This is a genomic window from Vibrio sp. J1-1 (assembly GCF_021728395.1).
Classification (GTDB): Bacteria; Pseudomonadota; Gammaproteobacteria; order Enterobacterales; family Vibrionaceae; genus Vibrio.
On the sequence record NZ_JAKKCM010000013.1, the window covers coordinates 36226 to 54930 of the forward strand.

Here is an 18705-nt window from a genome sequence, read left to right on the forward strand (position 1 = left end):
TTGTCTCTTTATCTAAGCGATTATTGAGCGCCTGCAAAGCCCATCTGACGCCATGCTTCAAAGGCAATAATGGCGACGGCATTCGACAAGTTCAGGCTGCGGGCATCTGGCATCATCGGAATACGAATACGTTGTTCCATTGGTAAACTCTCAATCACTTCTGCAGGTAAACCACGGGTTTCCGGACCGAATAGCAGCACGTCACCGGCCTGATACTGAGCATCTACGTGATGACCTGTTGTTTTGGTCGTACAAGCGAACAGGCGGTAGTTGCCTTGCTTTTCTTCCTCTAAATAGTCTAAGAATGCTTGATAATTTTTATGACGTGTCACTCGAGCCAAGTCATGATAGTCCAAGCCCGCACGGCGTACTTTCTTTTCTTCCAGATCGAAGCCTAGTGGTTCAATCAGATGCAGGTTCGCACCACAGTTGGCACACAGTCGAATAATGTTACCAGTATTCGGCGCAATTTCAGGTTCGTATAAAGCGATATCAAACATGGTATAGAAATAGAGTTAGTCAAAAGTAAGACGCAGTATATACCCAAATGACTTCCAGAGTCAGGGGGCGAGTTGAGTCAGGCATAGTGGGTTAACATAAGCTTTGCTTATTGACTTAAAGGCAACGTAATGGTCATACGCAATCCACCCAGAGGGCTGCGACTGGCGACAATCGTCCCGCTGTGCTGACGAATGGCACTTTCGGTGATAGTCAGCCCTAATCCTGTTCCGCCTGAGTGACGATCACGTGCAGTCGAAACACGATAAAACGGACGAAAAATGGCTTCTAACTCTTCATCCGGTATACCTTCACCGTTATCATCTACGGTGATGTGCAGGGTATTACCTAGTGTTTCTACATTAATTTCAACGTGATCTTTCCCGTAGTAAATCGCGTTACGTATGATGTTCTCCACCGCACTCATCAGCAATTTAGGGTTTCCAGAAATACTGCCTTTAGGCAGTGGCGAATAACGCAATTGTTTACCCATTTGCTCGGCTTCAAACTGAGCGTCTTTAATGATCTCTTCCCACAAACTTTGAATCGGTTGAGTTTCTCGTGTCATGTGGCTATTCGCCTGCATGCGAGACAGTTCCAATAACTCACTGATCATTTGCTCAAGTCTTTGAGCCTCAGTATCAATTCGTGTGAGCTCTGGGCTTTCGCCCTGTTTGCGTGTCGCTAACGCATTGGCCATTCTCAGGCGAGTCAGTGGTGAACGCAGCTCATGAGAGATATCGGAGAGCAGACGTTGCTGGCCGGATATCATCTGATTTACTGCTTCGACCATCTGGTTGAAACTGCTGCCTGCCTGACGGAACTCTGAAGTACCTTTCTCCAGATTCGGATCAGTGACAAATTCCCCTTTGGCTACACGTTGCGCGGCGGCTTCTAGTCTTCGAGCAGGCTGACTCAATGCCCATGCCAGCCAAAGTAGCAAAGGTGTACTCACCAGCATCACCGCCAGTAATAACTGAAGTGGGTGGTCAAACAGTCTCAGCAGCAGTGGTGGCGGTTCATTCCACTTAAAACCGACGTACATCAAAAGGTCTGAACCCGCTAATGTAATTGGCACTGGTCCTGCGATCATGTATCGGCCATAGAGCTTTTGTTTCGGTCGGTTATTGTCTTCGATGATGGAAACAAAGTTTTGCATGGCCCGCATCTGGAAGTTGTTGCGGTGGTCCGTGGTTAATATTTTGCCGCTATAGTCAGAAAAGAACATCCGTGGTCGTGGGTCATTTTTATTTTGACGACGACCCTCGATACTAAACAGGATTCGGCCAAGGTCAGTTTCTTTACTGTATTGGTTCTGAATGTCATCACGCACTTCTAGCATGCGCTGATAGGGCGCATTGGGAATATCACGAGGTTTACGTGGATCCAGATGCGGTAGTGATAGCACAGCGATTAACACCAACAGCATGGTGAACCAAAAGATGGCAAATATGCGTCCATACAAGCTGTTAATATTCGGTAGTTTGATGCGTGATAGTCGGCTCATTAATCTTCCTCAAGCAACATATAGCCTCGGCCACGCAACGTTTTTATACGTGGTTTGCCATTACTTTGGTCGGGCAGTTTTTTGCGTAAGTTGGATACATGCATATCAATCGCACGGTCAAAAGCGGCGAGTCGCTTGCCAAGCACATCTAAGCTCAAGGTTTCTTTAGTAAGCACTTGCCCAGGGTGTTGTACAAAGTGTGTGAGCAAAGCAAATTCTGTTGCGGTTAAATCAAGCAGTAGCTGATCGCAATAAGCTTCTTGTTTGCCTGGGTAAAGACAAAGTTCTTGATATTCGATGCAGTCGCTGCTTTTGCTGTCTTTTTGTGACGCACTGGTACGACGTAAAATAGCGCGAATGCGAGCGAGAAGTTCTCTATCACTAAAGGGTTTCGGTAAGTAATCGTCAGCTCCAAGTTCTAAGCCAATCACTCGGTCAATTTCTTCGCCTTTGGCCGTCAGCATTAGTACGGGGGTTTCCCAGTTGTCACGTAAACGCTTTAATGTCTCCATGCCGTTGAGTTTAGGCATCATGACATCGAGTAAAATCAAATCAGTTTCACTCGTTACTGCGGCTAAACCCGCCTCTCCGTCATTCGCTTCACTGACTTCAAAACCTTCGAAACTGAGCACTTCTTTTAACAGGCTAGTTAGCTCTATATCGTCATCAATCAAAAGAATATTTGCCATTTAGGGATCTACCATCAATTACCAGATGCTTTAATACTACATTGGAATGAGGGGGGACGATGAGTATAAAAATCACTCTTTACGAATCTTTACGCTCCCTATACGTCACTTTACCTAGCGCATCCTATTCTATACTCAAGCGCTGGGAGAACAGCCCAGAAGAATCAATCAGATGTATGAGGAATCCCATTATGAAATCTGCAAAAAAAATGGTGTTAGCTGCTGTTGTTCTACCACTTACCCTTGGTGCTGCTGGTGCCTTTGCCTATGGTGGTAAAGACCAGCAAAAAGGTCCTCGTGATGAATGTGGCCCGGGAATGGATCGAGGTATCATGCGTCAGATGAACCTGACAGATGCACAAAAAGACCAATTACAATCTTTTCGCGATGCCAACCGCGCTGAGATGAGAGGCAAAAACTCAGCCGATCGTGATACTCGAAGAGCAGAGCGACAAGCTTACCATGCAAAAATGCAGGCTCTCGTGCTGGCGGATAACTTTGATGAAGCGCAAGCAACGGCGTTAGCTAAAGAAATGGTAGAAAAACAAACTGAGCGTCGTGTAGAAATGCTGGAGAGAAAACACCAGATGTTGAGTGTACTGACTCCTGAGCAAAAAGCAGAGTTTGTGAAGTTGCAAAATGAACGTATGCAACAGTGTGACAACAGAATGCAAAAACGCATGATTAAACAAAATAGTAACTAACCGCCACAACGAAATAATCTGAAGAGGCTGCCAATGGTCGCCTCTTTTTGATCTGGCTATTTCATACTCATTCAATAATTATCAAGGTATACTCTGGATATGGTTTGAGTTAACTCTTTGATTATGAAACATCAATATTCACGTTTAGTAACGACTGCCGCATGGACTGCGACAATCACGGCAACGCTTCTATTATTGGTTAAGGTCGTCACTTGGTGGGTGACGGGATCGGTCAGCTTATTGGCCTCTCTTATTGACTCTATGTTGGACATCGCTGCATCAGTGGTGAATTTAGTTGTGATCCGTTATGCCTTGCAGCCTGCCGACAGGGAACATACTTTCGGTCACGGTAAGGCAGAGTCATTAGCTGCCCTAGCGCAAGCGATGTTTATTTCCGGCTCTGCAGTATTTTTGATCCTCAACGGGGTTGATCGTTTCTTCCGTCCTCATGCTTTGCATGCTCCCGAGCTGGGGGTTTATGTCTCGTTGTTTGCTATCGTAGTCACGCTTGGTTTGGTGACGTTTCAGAAACATGTTGTGCGGGTGACAGGCAGCCAAGCGATTGCCGCCGATTCTCTTCACTATCAAACTGACCTTTATATGAATGCGGCCATTATGGTTGCGCTCGGGTTAAGTTATTTTGGCGTCACACAAGCGGATGCAGTGTTTGCGATTGGTATTGGGTTGTTCATTCTTTACAGTGCTTTCAAAATGGTGAATGAAGCGACTCAAACCTTATTGGACAGAAAGCTGCCTGATACAGAGTTAGAGGAAATCCGCACTCAGTGCTTGAGCGTTAAAGGGGTGAGGGGCGTTCATCAGTTGCGAACACGGATGTCCGGTCCGACGCGTTTTATTCAGTTGCATCTAGAGTTAGATGATGACTTACGTTTAATTGAAGCCCACTATATCGCTGATAAAGTAGAAGAAAATCTATTGTCTGCCTTTCCTGAAGCGGATGTCTTGATCCACCAAGATCCGATATCTGTGATTTATGGACCAGAGAAAGAGCAGAAAGAGCAAGATTGGTAGAGCTCGAAAAATACAAAAGCGTCTGACGACAAATAGGCGCTTATTGTCTATCTTTCCATCAATACGCTTAAAGAATCCTGATACTGATGTGAATCAACGAAGTTGCTTAGAGAAGCTGTAATACTCTTACATAAGTAGAAAAGTTACATAAAAATGTGTGTTTTCATTGGTAATCCGGTATAGGAAATGTAACATAACGCACAGTTCTGGATTATGCAGGTTGCTTGGTGACAAGGGGCCTAGAAGAAAATTAAATAAATTGATTGCCAAAGATCGAGGGTGAGCATGATTAAGAAGATCGGTGTTTTAACAAGTGGCGGTGACGCACCTGGTATGAACGCTGCAGTACGCGGCGTGGTACGCACAGCACTTTCTGAGGGATTAGAAGTGTTTGGTGTGTACGATGGCTACCTAGGTCTTTATGAAGGCCGCATCGAGAAGCTAGATCGTTCTAGTGTTTCTGATGTTATTAATAAAGGTGGTACGTTCCTGGGTTCTGCACGTTTCCCTGAGTTCAAGGAAGTGGCAGTACGCGAAAAAGCTATTGAGAACCTGAAGAAACACGGTATCGACGCACTGGTAGTGATTGGTGGTGACGGTTCTTACATGGGTGCAAAAAAACTGACTGAAATGGGTTACCCATGTATCGGTCTACCTGGCACAATCGATAACGACATTGCGGGTACGGATTACACTATTGGTTACCTAACTGCACTAAACACTGTTATTGATGCAATCGACCGTCTGCGTGACACTTCTTCATCTCACCAACGTATTTCAATTGTAGAAATCATGGGCCGTCACTGTGGTGACCTGACTCTGATGTCTGCTATTGCTGGTGGTTGTGAATACATCATCACACCAGAAACGGGTCTTGATAAAGAGAAGCTAATCAGCAATATCCAAGACGGTATTGCAAAAGGTAAGAAACACGCAATCATTGCACTTACTGAGCTGATGATGGATGCAAACGAACTTGCACGTGATATCGAAACAGCAACGGGCCGTGAAACTCGTGCTACAGTGCTGGGTCACATCCAACGTGGTGGTCGTCCTACTGCATTTGACCGTGTTCTTGCTTCTCGTATGGGTAACTACGCGGTTCACCTTCTAATGGAAGGTCATGGTGGTCGTTGTGTTGGTATCCAAAAAGAAGAGCTTGTACATCACGACATCATTGATGCGATTGAAAACATGAAGCGTCCAGTACGTAATGACCTGTACAAGGTTGCAGAAGAGCTGTTCTAAGTAGAGCTGCTCTAAGCATGAATAAAAAAACCGCGTTGATACGCGGTTTTTTTGTAAGTGTCTTTCTGCGCTTACTCGGCTAAATAGCAATTGTGTTCATGAAGAGGAGGTGCCGTATTCAGGCAGCATTAACTTTCGCTCGCGAAGCGCAAACATATAACCAAGCAACCCACCTAATATATTTCCTACGGCAATACCGATAAACAGCCCTTCCACATCGTACAGATAGCTGCCGAACCAAGCCGCTGGCAAGGTGAATACGAATAAGCGCATGAAGCTCCATTTGAAAGCAAGTAAGGGTTTATGCATCGCATTTAGTCCGCTCACCAAGATCATCACTACCCCCTGAAAACCGTAGCTGAATGGCACAACTAGCAGGTAATGCCACAGTATATTTTTAACGTTCTCTTCTTGCGAGAACAGGGCAGCGAGCGGAATACTCAACGGTACCATCGCCAGAAAAATCAGTCCCTGAAACACCACTGCAAAACGCATACTAAGGAACATCCCGGCAAACGCGCGCTGCGGATTATTAGCGCCAAGATTTTGTGCCATGAATGGTGTTAAAGCCGACGTCAGTGACATCAATACCAGAATCAGTATCGATTCAATTCGCTGAGCGGCTCCATAAGCGGCAACAGCAGCGGTTCCGTGGCTTGACAGCAGCATCATCAAAATAGCACCAGAAAGAGGATTCATTGCTGTAGACAACGCAGCTGGTGTGCCAATTTTTAATGTTTGCTGCCAATCTTGTTTGAGCAGTCTCCACTGTGGTTGAGCGAGTAACTGTTCGCGTTTTATAAGCAAATAGAAAGAGCCCAACAAAGCCCCCAACCAGCTGAAAGCACTCGCAATAGCAGCGCCTTGTATCCCAAGCTCAGGAAAAGGGCCCAGACCGAAGATAAGTAGTGGATCCAGCATTCCGTTGATCAAACCCGCAAGCATCATGATTTTAGCAGGTGTTTTGGTATCACCGGTTGCGCGTATCGCACTGTTACCAGCCATTGGAATCACCAGTAAAGGAATGGTGAGATACCAAACGTGCATGTATTGTTCGATGAGTGGCAGCAGATCGTCAGTCGCCCCTAGAAAACCAAACAGTGGTCGGATAGTTATAAAACCGATTGATGAGGCGATGGCAACTAGCATTACCGCTAACAGTAGGCCATGAGTGGTAAAACGCGCGGCTTGTGTTGAATACCCCTGACCAAGTAGTCGACCAATATTGGTCGAGAGACCCATACCGATCCCCATCGTAATGCAGTTGACGGCAAAGGTAACCGGGAAGGTATAGCTGATCGCCGCTAATGCTTGCGTTCCGAGTAGAGAGATAAAAAATGTATCGACCAGATTAAACATCAGAATTGCGATCATGCCTATCGTCATCGGTACGGTCATCTTCCGCAGAGTTTCGGGAATGGGCGCACTCAACAAACCATGTTTATCTGTTGCTTGGTGTTCCGGCTTGTTATTTTCCAGCATGTTTAACGTCTATCTGGTGGAGAAACTGCAAGGATACAAGAAAGCAGGAAGGTGAGCGAGTGCGCATTTCTCACGCAAACCGTTGCGATCTTTTAACTAAGTCACAAAAAAATCATGCTCGCCCCTTGGGATCGCTCGTTCGACCCCTTATATAGTGATCACGTGTCCCAGAAGGGCAATTATCAAATAAACATGGAAATTTTCAGGAGAGACGACCAATGAACATTCGTCCATTACACGACCGAGTTATCGTTGAACGTAAAGAAGTTGAATCTAAGTCAGCTGGTGGAATCGTTCTGACTGGTTCCGCTGCGGAAAAATCAACTCGCGGTGTTGTTCTAGCTGTAGGCAAAGGCCGCATTCTAGAAAACGGCACAGTGCTACCGCTGGACGTTAAAGTTGGTGATACTGTTATCTTCGCTGAAGGTTACGGCACTAAAACTGAAAAAATCGACGGTAAAGAAGTACTAGTGATGTCTGAAAACGACATCATGGCAATCGTTGAATAATAGCAATCATTGAGTAACTTTTTGCTCAGATTCAAAAACGAAATCGAACACAAAGAATTTTAGAAAGGAAATCAAAGATGGCTGCTAAAGACGTTAAATTTGGTAATGACGCACGAGTTAAAATGCTGGAAGGTGTAAACGTTCTGGCTGATGCGGTAAAAGTGACATTAGGTCCTAAAGGCCGTAACGTAGTTCTAGATAAATCTTTCGGTGCACCAACAATCACTAAAGATGGTGTATCTGTAGCGCGTGAAATTGAACTGGAAGACAAGTTCCAGAACATGGGCGCACAAATGGTTAAAGAAGTTGCATCTCAAGCGAACGATGCAGCGGGTGACGGTACAACAACAGCAACGGTATTGGCACAATCTATCGTAAACGAAGGCCTTAAAGCGGTTGCTGCGGGTATGAACCCAATGGATCTTAAGCGTGGTATCGATAAAGCAGTGGTAGCAGCGGTTGAGCAACTAAAAGAGCTTTCTGTTCCATGTGCAGACACCAAAGCTATTGCACAGGTAGGTACTATCTCTGCGAACTCAGACGTAAGCGTAGGTAACATCATTGCTGAAGCAATGGAACGTGTTGGCCGCGACGGTGTTATTACTGTTGAAGAAGGTCAGGCGCTACAAGATGAGCTAGACGTAGTAGAAGGTATGCAGTTCGACCGTGGTTACCTATCTCCTTACTTCATCAACAACCAAGAAGCAGGTTCTGTTGATCTAGAAAACCCATTCATCCTTCTGGTTGATAAGAAGATCTCAAACATCCGTGAACTGCTTCCAACACTAGAAGCGGTTGCTAAAGCATCTCGTCCGCTGCTAATCATCGCAGAAGACGTAGAAGGTGAAGCGCTAGCAACACTAGTTGTGAACAACATGCGTGGCATCGTGAAAGTTGCGGCAGTAAAAGCACCAGGTTTTGGTGACCGTCGTAAAGCAATGCTACAAGACATCGCTGTTCTAACTGGCGGTACAGTGATTTCTGAAGAAGTAGGTCTAGAGCTTGAAAAAGTAACTCTAGAAGACCTAGGTCAAGCTAAACGCGTAGCTATCACTAAAGAAAACACAACCATCATCGATGGTATCGGTGAAGAAACGATGATTCATGGCCGTGTTGCTCAAATTCGTCAGCAAATCGAAGAGTCAACTTCAGACTACGATAAAGAGAAACTACAAGAGCGCGTAGCTAAGCTAGCTGGCGGTGTTGCAGTAATCAAAGTTGGTGCAGCAACTGAAGTTGAAATGAAAGAGAAAAAAGACCGCGTAGAAGACGCGCTACACGCAACTCGCGCAGCGGTTGAAGAAGGTGTAGTCGCAGGCGGTGGTGTTGCTCTAATCCGTGCAGCATCTAAGATTGTTGACCTACAAGGCGACAACGAAGAGCAAAACGTTGGTATCCGCGTTGCACTACGTGCAATGGAATCGCCAATCCGTCAAATCACGAAGAACGCGGGTGCTGAAGAGTCAGTTGTTGCGAACAACGTGAAAGCGGGCGACGGTAGCTACGGTTACAACGCAGCAACAGGTGAGTACGGCGATATGCTAGAGATGGGTATCCTAGACCCGACTAAAGTAACTCGTAGCGCACTACAATTTGCAGCATCAGTTGCTGGCCTAATGATCACAACTGAAGCAATGGTTACTGACCTACCACAGAAAGACGGCGCAGGCATGCCTGATATGGGCGGCATGGGCGGTATGGGTGGTATGGGCGGCATGATGTAATATGCTGCTTATCTTGTCGCTGTAAGGCCTTATAGCATTAAGATAACTGACCAAACCAAGAAGAAGCCGAGGTTTTTACCTCGGTTTTTTTGTGCTTGGCGTTTTGAGTATTAATGTTGTCGATGCGTCATAGCGAATCTGGTCGTATTTTAGGAAGTGTGATGGAGTGCGGTTTTAAACGTTGAATCGCGTTTGTTTATCAAAAGCGTGGCTGAACAAAACATCGACATTGTGAGGGGCTGGTACAAGAAATACTTGCGAAAATAATGAAATATGGTCGTTGTAGATTTTTTCTATTATAGTCAACTTGTTAAATATGACATGCGAGTAACACTTTTTAGCTCGAATACTAGAAAATGAGAACACATACGCTATGTTGTAAATAATGCTTAATATAACGGAGATTAGAATGAAAAAGCTTTTGACGTCTTTGGCAGTGGTAGCCGCTGTTGCATCACCGGTTGCGCTTGCTGACAGTACTCCTGTGATGTTTTCTACAATCGATCACATTAATGCGCCGTCTCGCTCGGAAGTGGGTGGTGTTCGTCTAGCCGTCCTACACGGTCAGGTTAACGAAGTGAAAGGGGTGGATTTCTCACTACTTGGTATGTCAGAAACTGAGCGTACAACAGGTATTAACTTTGGTCTGTTCTTCGGTGCGGCGAAAGTAAACCAAGAAATGAAAGGTGCTTCACTTGGTCTTGTTAACTGGAACCGCGGTCAAACAACAGGTTTAAACCTAGGTGCGGTTAACATTACTAACAACGTAAAAGGCCTTAACTGGAGTGCGGTAAACTACTCTCAGGGCTATACAATGGCGGATGTTGGTCTGGCAAGTATCTCGAAAAAGTCTAACTTCCAGCTAGGTTTCTTCAACATGACAGACCAAATCGACGGTATTCAAATTGGTCTGCTTAACTGTGCGGATAACGGTTTCCTGAAGTGTTTCCCACTGATTAACTTCGCGAAATAATCTGAATCTATAGTAAGAAGATTTAAACAAAAAGACCCCGAACCGATGTTGGGGTCTTTTTATATTTGCTTTGTTGCTTATTTGATTAAGCGAGACGACTTTCTTCGCTGTATTCGTTGGTGAACACCGCGACGTAGTGATTTGATGTGTTGCTCTGCTTCATCGACGCCCAGTAACACGGTTAAAGTCAGCACCGTGATGACGACAGATTGAGATAAGTAACCGAGACCTATCATTAAGCCTAATCCGGCTAATACCCAGATGACAGCCGCAGACGTAACGCCGTGGATTTTGCCATCGAGTGTCATCATTACACCTGCACCAAGAAACCCGACACCAGTAATGATTTGGCCCAGTACACGTGCTTGATCAAGCGTGTTAGGCGATAAAGATACCGCCATCGACATAAAAAGATAGGTGCCTGAAATAATAAGTATTGCAGTGCGAATGCCAACCGGCTTACCACGGGTTTGACGTTCTATGCCAATCATTAACCCATTGATGGCACAGCAGATCAGGGCAGGCCAACTAAATGGGCCAAGATCGAAAATTTGTTCGAATGTTGTATGCATCTTGACCTCCAAAGCCGCGGAGTATGCATAGACTTGCCCCTCAAAGCGAACAAAAATAAACGTTCGTTACGATAAACTAAATTTGGCTTTGTCGCTCACTCTAAATGCAAATCCAACGGTGTTTTGCTTGGTCGGCCACCAATTTCTCTCGTAAGCTTTGGTACTAAATACCCAGATACACGTGTAACGACTCCACGCATCATCTCCTTAGCCTCTTCATCTGAGACAAAGAAGTGGGCTGCTCCCTGAACCTTGTCTAGAACATGTAAGTAATAAGGCAAAATACCCGCATCAAATAAGGCTTCGCTCAAGTTGACCTGATCATCCACTGAGTCATTGACACCTTTGAGCAGCACACTCTGATTGAGGAGCGTCACGCCAGCTTGTTTGAGTTTGAATAGTTGTGTGGCGAGCTCGGCATTGATTTCGTTCGCATGGTTGATGTGTGTGACTAAAATAACCTGCAGGCGAGAATCGCGAAGCACTTGGCATAGCTCATCGGTGATTCGCGCTGGGATGACTACAGGTAAGCGGCTATGAATACGAAGACGCTTGATGTGCGGAATTTGCGCAATACGCTCTATCAGCCACTGAAGTTCATCATCTTTCGCCATTAGCGGGTCGCCGCCAGACAAAATGACTTCGTTCAGCTCTGGTTTTTGAGCCATGTAATCCAAAGATTGAGCCCAAGCTTGTTTGCCGCTCTTGTTATCCTGATATGGGAAATGTCGGCGGAAGCAGTAGCGACAATTCACCGCGCATCCTCCTTTAACAATCATCAGCGCACGATTACGATATTTGTGCAGCAAGCCGGGAATCTCGTTGTCTTGCTCTTCAAGTGGATCGCTGGAGTAGCCTTCATGTACTTCAAACTCTTCACTTAACGGTAAAACCTGACGTAAAAGAGGGTCTTTGGGATTGCCTTTTTCCATCCTATCGACAAAACTTTGCGGTACACGCTGTGCAAACAGCTTGCGTGCAGCAAACCCGTCTTGCCACGGTGAGGGATCTATTTCCAGTTTTTCGAGCAATTTTGCAGGATCAGAGATCCCATTCGCCAACTGTTTGAGCCAGTTTTGCTCAACAGAATCGACTTTTCGGGTTATTATGTGCGGCATTGAATTTAGCTCTAAGAATGTAAGAGGAAAAAATGGCTACAGTTAGCACCAATGAATTTAAAGGCGGTCTTAAGTTAATGCTTGATAACGAGCCTTGCGTAATCCTGGAAAACGAATACGTTAAACCAGGTAAAGGCCAAGCGTTCAACCGCGTGAAAATTCGTAAACTTCTTTCTGGTAAAGTGCTAGAGAAAACATTCAAGTCTGGTGACACTTGTGAAGTGGCAGACGTAATGGATATCGACCTAGATTATCTATATTCAGACGGCGAATTCTACCACTTTATGAACAATGAAACGTTCGAACAGATCGCCGCAGATGCAAAAGCAGTTGGCGAGAACGCTAAATGGTTGGTAGAAAACAACACTTGTATGATCACTCTGTGGAACGGTAACCCAATCTCAGTAACTCCACCAAACTTCGTTGAACTAGAAGTTACTGACACCGATCCTGGTCTGAAAGGTGATACTCAAGGTACTGGTGGTAAACCAGCTACGCTATCTACTGGCGCTGTTGTACGTGTTCCACTATTCATCGCAATCGGCGAAGTGATCAAAGTTGACACTCGTACTGGTGAATACGTAGGCCGTGTGAAGTAATTCATCTAAACGTATCTAGTAAAAAGGTCGCTTCGGCGGCCTTTTTTATTGCCTGTAATTTATCGGCTTGTAGGGCGATAGAAATAATGGAGGGTACAGCTCTATTAGTAAATAGATCATAGGTGACCCAAAGCTTAAAAAGCAAAAAGATCATGGGTGTCCAAAAACAAAAAAAGCTGGCGTAAAGCCAGCTTTTTATATCTATAACAGTGCTTTAAATCATGAAGATAAAGATGACTGATAGTGCACTGATAAGGCCAGCGAACGCATAGCATGCGACTTTGCCCACCACTCCAGTATGGAACTTAAGGTCGTGCATACCGTGGTGAACACGGTGCATTGCATGCCACATTGGCAGGGCCAGTGTGCCGATGATAAACAGTGCACCAATGATGCTGGTCGCGAACTCAGATACTCGCTCGTAACTCATTGCTTCTGCATCAATCACGCCGAGTGGTACAAGGATACCCAACACAAGTACGGTGATTGGTGTGATCATCGCAAACCAAGTACCGCCAGCACCAAACAGGCCCCACCAGATTGGCTCATCTGAACGTTTTGGCGCTGTGTTTACACTATAATTTGGTTTCATTGTTCAGCTCCTTACACCACGATGAGAACAATCAGTGAGATGAACGCGACGGCTGCCCACTGAGTCAATACGATGATCTTCTTATCTACAGGTTTTCCTTTCAGGCGAATTGGCATTACCTGTGGCATCATGCTGAAGAAGGTTTGTGCGTGGAATAGGCTCCCAAGTAGAGCAACGATGTTGATTGCCACTACGATTGGGTTTGCCATAAATTCTAACCAACCTTGCCAAGCTTCAGGGCCTTTAACCAACGAGCCCAGACCGAAAGTCAGGAAGATAGTAAATAGAACCAGCGGCAGAACGGTCGCTTCTCGAACCATGTAGAAGCGGTAGAACGGATGATCTTTCCACCAAGTGCGTTTTACTTCACGAACGTAAGGTTTACGATTACTCATCCTTATGCCTCCTCTTTTACTGGTTTGCCATCAGGCTTCAGCATCGCAATCACGAAGTCCATTGAAGACTCAACTTTACCTTGGTTAACCGCTGCTGCTGGGTCTACGCTCTTCGGACAAACTTCAGAACAGTAACCGACGAAAGTACAACCCCAAGCGCCGTTGTCGCCGTTAATCAGCTTCATACGTTCTGCTTTACCGTTGTCACGGCTGTCTAGGTTGTAGCGGTGTGCCAGTGTTAGCGCCGCAGGGCCAATAAACTCAGGGTTTAAACCGAATTGCGGACACGCTGCGTAACAAAGACCGCAGTTGATACAACCAGCAAACTGCTTGTACTTCGCCATTTGCTCAGGGGTTTGTAGGTTAGTGCCGTCTTCTGGTTTGCGGTCGTTACCGATGATGTAAGGTTTGATGGCTTCAAGACGCTCGATAAACGGCGTCATATCAACGATCAAGTCTTTTTCGATCGGGAAGTTCGCTAATGGTTCTATTTTCAGACCATTTGGGTAGTCACGTAAGAAGCTCTTACACGCGAGCTTAGGCACGCCATTGACCATGATGCCGCACGAGCCACAGATCGCCATACGACAAGACCAGCGGTAAGACAGGTCTTTATCTAGGTTATCTTTGATGTAACCAATCGCGTCAAGCACAGACATGGTTTCATCGAATGGCACTTCGAAGGCTTGTAAGTGCGGTTCTGCGTCTTTTTCTGGGTCATAACGCAGAATGTCTACTTTCTGGATGCGGTTTGCTGACATTATGCTTGCTCCTCTGCGTTCTTCGCTGCTTCTTCTGCTGCGGCTTTTTCTGCAGCTTCACCGTATAGACGCGCTTTAGGCTGAGACTTAGTAATCGTTACATTGCTGTAGTCGATGCTAGGCGCTGAGTCTGGCTGATAGAAAGCAAGTGAGTGTTTCAGGAAGTTCACGTCGTCACGCTCTGTGCAGCCGTCGTCTAGACGTTGGTGCGCACCGCGAGATTCTTTACGTAGGATCGCAGAGTGGACCATCGCTTCCGCCACTTCTAGGCCGTAACCGACTTCGATTGCGTATAGAAGGTCAGTGTTGAACACTTTGCCTTTATCTTTGATGCTAATGCGTTTGTAACGTTGTTTAAGCTCAGTGATCTTATCGATGGTTGCTTGCATCAGATCTTCTTGGCGGTAGATACCACAGCCCGCTTCCATGGTGTGACCCATTTCAGTACGGATGTCGGCCCAGTTCTCATCGCCTTCTTGGTTCATTAGCGCTTTAATGCGTTCTTCTACCGCTGTCACTTGAACTTCGATAGCCGTTTCGTTCCAGCCTTTGAATTCCGCTGCACGCTGAACCGCTTGTTCACCTGCAACGCGACCAAACACAACGAACTCTGCTAGTGAGTTAGAACCAAGACGGTTTGCACCGTGCAGACCAACAGAAGCACATTCACCAACCGCGAACAGACCTTTAATGCGAGTTTCACATTGTTGGTCGGTTTCGATGCCACCCATGGTGTAGTGAACCGTAGGACGGATTGGAATTGGCTCTTTCGCTGGGTCAACGTTGACGTACGCTTTTGCCAGTTCACATATGAACGGTAGACGTTCTTGGAGGTATTCTTCACCCAAGTGGCGAAGGTCAAGGTGTACCACATCACCAAGAGGGTGCTTGATGGTGTTGCCTTTCTGCTGTTCGTGCCAGAAAGCTTGAGAAACTTTGTCACGTGGACCCAGTTCCATGTATTTGTTCTTTGGCTGACCCACTGGAGTTTCAGGACCCATGCCGTAATCTTGTAGGTAACGGTAGCCGTTCTTGTTGACGATGATACCGCCTTCACCACGACAACCTTCCGTCATCAGGATACCCGTGCCTGGTAGACCAGTTGGGTGGTATTGAACAAATTCCATATCACGTAGTGGTACACCGTGACGGTAGGCCATCGCCATGCCATCGCCTGTTACGATACCGCCGTTGGTGTTGCAGTGGTAGACACGTCCCGCGCCACCCGTTGCCAGTACCACGGACTTCGCTTTGATGGTAACCAGCTCACCTTCAGACATGTGGATTGCAATCAGACCTTGTACTTCACCATCATCAACAAGCAGATCCAATACAAAGTACTCATCAAAACGTTTGATGTTGCTGTACTTCATTGACGTTTGGAATAAGGTGTGAAGCATATGGAAGCCGGTTTTATCCGCTGCAAACCAAGTTCGTTCAACCTTCATACCGCCAAAGCGGCGAACGTTAACTTCCCCGTTTTCTTTACGGCTCCAAGGGCAGCCCCATTGCTCCATTTGGATCATTTCGCGGGTTGCGTTTTCTACAAAATATTCAACAACGTCCTGTTCACATAGCCAGTCGCCACCGCCAACGGTATCGTTGAAGTGGTTGTCTAAGCTATCTTCATCCTTGATAACTGCCGCCGAGCCACCCTCCGCTGCGACCGTGTGTGAGCGCATTGGGTAAACTTTAGAAATCAGTGCAACTTCTAAATCCGGGTTTGCCTCTGCCGCTGCAATAGCTGTACGAAGACCAGCGCCGCCAGCGCCGATGACTGCGATATCTGTGGTGATAGTTTGCACAGTTATCCTCCAGTGAGTGATTGCGGAAATCCGCTTGTTATTGTGATTGTGAGGGGAGCTCGAAGAGGAGCTCCCCAAAAGTAGTAGAAATTCAGTGTAGTGGAGCTATAGGAGATAAATATTGATGTATTTAGGTTTTTTCTTTGGTAATGCACTTAAGAGCATAGAAATTACAGGTTATGTGATTACAATCACGGCGAGAATATTTGTAATCTCTACCTCAATTTATTGACTGTTAACGGAGTGTTGATTGTTGTTGGTGGTGTTGATAAGAGGTGTTGTAGTGAATGTTGCCTTTGCTTTGTAGTACGAAAAATGCCGGCTTCAAGTTCCGTTATTACAATGTAAAAATCGTTTCTCGTCGAAAAGAAAAAAGCATGTAGAATGTCCGCTTTAGCCGCTAGCTGTGAGAAAATTGTTATGCAAACCAACTGGCAACCGACTGCTTCCATTGAACAACTTCGTCAACGTGCGAAATTAATCGCCACTATTCGCCAATTCTTTGCCGAGCGACAGGTGATGGAAGTGGATACACCTGCTATGAGCCATGCAACGGTTACTGATATTCATTTGCATACCTTTCAAACCGAGTTTGTCGGTCCTGGTTATGCAGATGGCAGCAAGCTGTTCTTCATGACTAGCCCTGAGTTCCACATGAAACGTCTGTTGGCGGCGGGCAGTAGCTGTATTTACCAGATCAACAAAGCGTTTCGCAACGAAGAAAATGGTCGTCATCACAATCCAGAATTTACCATGTTGGAATGGTATCGAGTCGGCTTTAATCATCATCAGTTAATGGATGAGATGGATGACTTGCTACAACAAGTGCTGAATTGTGGCGTGGCTCACCGCATGACCTATCAGCAGGCGTTTCTTGATGTTCTTGGCGTGTGCCCACTTGAAGGCTCGATGTCAGAGCTTAAAGTCGTCGCTGGAAAGCTAGGCCTTAGCGATATTGCTGAGCCGGAAGATGACCGCGATACGTTACTGCAGCTACTGTTTAGTCTTGGTGTTGAAAGCAAGATTGGTCAGGATGCACCTGCGTTTGTTTATGACTTTCCTGCATCGCAAGCAGCATTGGCGAAAATAAACCCTCAAGATAGTCGTGTTGCCGATCGCTTTGAGGTGTATTTTAAAGGGATTGAACTCGCGAATGGTTTCCACGAGTTAGACAACCCTAAAGAGCAACTTGCACGTTTTGAGCAAGACAATGTGAAACGGTTGGAGATGGGCTTAAAGCCTCAGCCGATTGATTATCATCTTATCGCCGCACTTGAAGCAGGATTACCAGATTGCGCAGGCGTAGCGTTAGGCGTTGATCGACTCATCATGTTGGCATTAGGCTGTGATCATATTGATCAGGTAACAGCATTCCCGTTTCCTATTGCATAAGGATATCCAATGAACCGAATGGTCGGGTGTTTGATTATTTTCGGGTGCGCTGTTGTGATCGCGTATTTATCGCTAAGCTCAGGAGAGCTACAAAAGTGGGGGACTTTTACTTACCTCGACAAGCTACAACATTTAATGGCGTACACCAGTTTCTCTTTTGTAGCCTGTTGTTGTGTTCGTCTTTGGCGTCAACGTTGGACGGTGGCAGTGAGTATCCTATTGTTTAGCGCGGTAATTGAATGGCTGCAAGGTTATGTCGGTAGAGAACCCTCTTGGTTAGACCTTGTTGCGAATGGCACGGGGATTCTGACTGGTCTGCTATGTTACCGTATTTGGAGCCTCTATCGACCTAGGTTGGTGAAGTCGCTATACTCGATTCGTTGAAGAGAAGGGAATACGATAATAATGAAAACGCGCGACAAAATAGTCTACGCGGCACTGGAGTTGTTTAACCAACATGGTGAGCGCAATATCACCACCAATCACATTGCCGATCACATCGAAATCAGTCCAGGTAATCTTTATTACCACTTTCGCAACAAGCAAGAAATCGTCCGCGAAATCTTTGCGCTCTATTCAGCAGAACTTTTAGAAAGATTTACCCCTCTTAAAGGCTCTCAAGAGAGTCTGACTATGCTGAAGAGCTACCTAGATTCGACCTTTACGCTGATGTGGAAGTACCGTTTTTTCTACGCGAATTTACCCGAGATTTTGTCGCGTGATGAACAACTCCACGAGCAGTACATCGGAGTGCAGGACAAACTGCAAGCCAATCTGATTGCGATTATGCAGGAATTCGTTGCCCTCAAGTTGCTTGACGTTGATCAGAAGCAGTTAACATCGCTGGTATGCACGTTGCATTTAATTGCTTGCAGTTGGTTGTCTTATCAATCTGCGATGCTATCCAAATCCAACATTACTGAGCAAATGGTGCGACAAGGCATGCTCCAGATGATCAATGTTGTAAAACCAGTTGCAACTGAGCAAGGTCTAGAGCAGTTATTGCTGTTGGAAGATGGTGTTAGTGCCATGCAGGGCTAATTGCGCATCATTTTAAGCTTAATTTCGAGTCGTACCTTGAGTTGACTTGTGGCATGCGCCGCGC

At 46.0% G+C, this 18705-nt stretch carries 20 protein-coding genes; 10 read left to right on the forward strand and 10 right to left on the reverse strand.

The features are described 5' to 3' along the window. Positions 1-20 precede the first annotated feature (20 nt). The 3 genes from trmL to L3V31_RS18090 all read right to left on the reverse strand — a co-directional run bounded on the left by trmL (position 21) and on the right by L3V31_RS18090 (position 2694). Positions 21-500, reverse strand: coding sequence for a tRNA (uridine(34)/cytosine(34)/5-carboxymethylaminomethyluridine(34)-2'-O)-methyltransferase TrmL (gene trmL / locus L3V31_RS18080; protein ID WP_237318044.1), 480 nt, complete (start codon positions 498-500; stop codon positions 21-23). Between the two features lie 107 nt (positions 501-607). Next, entirely contained in the window at positions 608-2005 is a 1398-nt protein-coding gene (gene cpxA, locus L3V31_RS18085) for an envelope stress sensor histidine kinase CpxA (RefSeq protein ID WP_237318046.1), read from the reverse strand. Beyond that, complete coding sequence (locus tag L3V31_RS18090; protein ID WP_237318048.1) at positions 2005-2694, reverse strand: response regulator; 690 nt, start codon at positions 2692-2694, stop codon at positions 2005-2007. Before L3V31_RS18090 ends, cpxA begins: the two co-directional genes overlap by 1 nt. A 191-nt stretch (positions 2695-2885) precedes the next feature. On the opposite strand from L3V31_RS18090, the gene L3V31_RS18095 reads away from it, so the two are divergent. The 3 genes from L3V31_RS18095 (at position 2886) to pfkA (ending at position 5678) form a co-directional block, all read left to right on the forward strand. After that, the gene (locus L3V31_RS18095) at positions 2886-3398 is read left to right on the forward strand and encodes a CpxP family protein (protein ID WP_237318050.1); all 513 of its coding nucleotides are present in this window, start codon (positions 2886-2888) and stop codon (positions 3396-3398) included. Between the two features lie 123 nt (positions 3399-3521). After that, positions 3522-4430, forward strand: coding sequence for a CDF family cation-efflux transporter FieF (gene fieF, locus L3V31_RS18100; RefSeq protein WP_237318052.1), 909 nt, complete (start codon positions 3522-3524; stop codon positions 4428-4430). 285 nt (positions 4431-4715) lie between these two features. Then, a complete protein-coding gene (gene pfkA, locus L3V31_RS18105; protein ID WP_237318054.1) occupies positions 4716-5678 on the forward strand; it encodes a 6-phosphofructokinase in 963 nt (320 codons plus the stop codon). A gap of 96 nt (positions 5679-5774) precedes the next feature. Here the strand turns inward: pfkA and L3V31_RS18110 are convergent, their stop codons facing one another. Continuing rightward, positions 5775-7160 (reverse strand): MATE family efflux transporter, encoded by a 1386-nt coding sequence (locus L3V31_RS18110; RefSeq protein WP_237318056.1) that lies wholly within the window; start codon positions 7158-7160, stop codon positions 5775-5777. A gap of 218 nt (positions 7161-7378) precedes the next feature. Between L3V31_RS18110 and L3V31_RS18115 the strand changes: the two genes are divergently transcribed. From L3V31_RS18115 to L3V31_RS18125, 3 genes are all read left to right on the forward strand, one after another. After that, the gene (locus L3V31_RS18115) at positions 7379-7669 is read left to right on the forward strand and encodes a co-chaperone GroES (protein ID WP_005381516.1); all 291 of its coding nucleotides are present in this window, start codon (positions 7379-7381) and stop codon (positions 7667-7669) included. Between the two features lie 77 nt (positions 7670-7746). Then, on the forward strand, positions 7747-9393 hold the full coding sequence (groL, locus tag L3V31_RS18120) for a chaperonin GroEL (RefSeq protein ID WP_237318058.1): 1647 nt from the start codon (positions 7747-7749) through the stop codon (positions 9391-9393). A gap of 409 nt (positions 9394-9802) precedes the next feature. Continuing rightward, entirely contained in the window at positions 9803-10366 is a 564-nt protein-coding gene (locus L3V31_RS18125) for a phaC PHA synthase (RefSeq protein WP_237318060.1), read from the forward strand. Between the two features lie 77 nt (positions 10367-10443). On the opposite strand, the gene L3V31_RS18130 is transcribed toward L3V31_RS18125, so the two are convergent. Beyond that, positions 10444-10938 (reverse strand): MgtC/SapB family protein, encoded by a 495-nt coding sequence (locus L3V31_RS18130; RefSeq protein WP_237318062.1) that lies wholly within the window; start codon positions 10936-10938, stop codon positions 10444-10446. Between the two features lie 95 nt (positions 10939-11033). Further along, positions 11034-12056, reverse strand: a complete 1023-nt coding sequence (gene epmB, locus L3V31_RS18135; RefSeq protein ID WP_237318064.1) for an EF-P beta-lysylation protein EpmB — start codon at positions 12054-12056, stop codon at positions 11034-11036. Positions 12057-12088: 32 nt separating this feature from the next. Between epmB and efp the strand changes: the two genes are divergently transcribed. Then, the gene (gene efp / locus L3V31_RS18140; RefSeq protein WP_014233232.1) at positions 12089-12655 is read left to right on the forward strand and encodes an elongation factor P; all 567 of its coding nucleotides are present in this window, start codon (positions 12089-12091) and stop codon (positions 12653-12655) included. Positions 12656-12869: 214 nt separating this feature from the next. Here efp and frdD read toward each other — a convergent pair whose 3' ends face one another. The 4 genes from frdD to frdA are packed head-to-tail and all read right to left on the reverse strand — an operon-like array spanning position 12870 to position 16208. Continuing rightward, complete coding sequence (gene frdD, locus L3V31_RS18145; RefSeq protein ID WP_237318066.1) at positions 12870-13247, reverse strand: fumarate reductase subunit FrdD; 378 nt, start codon at positions 13245-13247, stop codon at positions 12870-12872. 11 nt (positions 13248-13258) lie between these two features. Further along, positions 13259-13642, reverse strand: a complete 384-nt coding sequence (gene frdC, locus L3V31_RS18150) for a fumarate reductase subunit FrdC (protein WP_237318068.1) — start codon at positions 13640-13642, stop codon at positions 13259-13261. A 2-nt stretch (positions 13643-13644) separates the two neighbouring features. Beyond that, complete coding sequence (locus tag L3V31_RS18155) at positions 13645-14403, reverse strand: succinate dehydrogenase/fumarate reductase iron-sulfur subunit (RefSeq protein ID WP_237318070.1); 759 nt, start codon at positions 14401-14403, stop codon at positions 13645-13647. Then, on the reverse strand, positions 14403-16208 hold the full coding sequence (frdA, locus tag L3V31_RS18160) for a fumarate reductase (quinol) flavoprotein subunit (protein ID WP_237318072.1): 1806 nt from the start codon (positions 16206-16208) through the stop codon (positions 14403-14405). Before frdA ends, L3V31_RS18155 begins: the two co-directional genes overlap by 1 nt. 420 nt (positions 16209-16628) lie before the next feature. Between frdA and epmA the strand changes: the two genes are divergently transcribed. Genes epmA through L3V31_RS18175 form a run of 3 tightly spaced genes read left to right on the forward strand, consistent with a single transcriptional unit; the run spans position 16629 to position 18641 of the window. Next, a complete protein-coding gene (gene epmA / locus L3V31_RS18165) occupies positions 16629-17600 on the forward strand; it encodes an elongation factor P--(R)-beta-lysine ligase (RefSeq protein ID WP_237318074.1) in 972 nt (323 codons plus the stop codon). A gap of 9 nt (positions 17601-17609) precedes the next feature. Beyond that, positions 17610-17984, forward strand: a complete 375-nt coding sequence (locus tag L3V31_RS18170) for a VanZ family protein (RefSeq protein WP_237318076.1) — start codon at positions 17610-17612, stop codon at positions 17982-17984. A gap of 21 nt (positions 17985-18005) precedes the next feature. Further along, positions 18006-18641 carry a TetR/AcrR family transcriptional regulator gene (locus tag L3V31_RS18175; protein WP_237318078.1) on the forward strand — a complete coding sequence of 212 codons (636 nt, stop codon included), beginning with the start codon at positions 18006-18008 and terminating at the stop codon, positions 18639-18641. Positions 18642-18705: the final 64 nt, after the last annotated feature.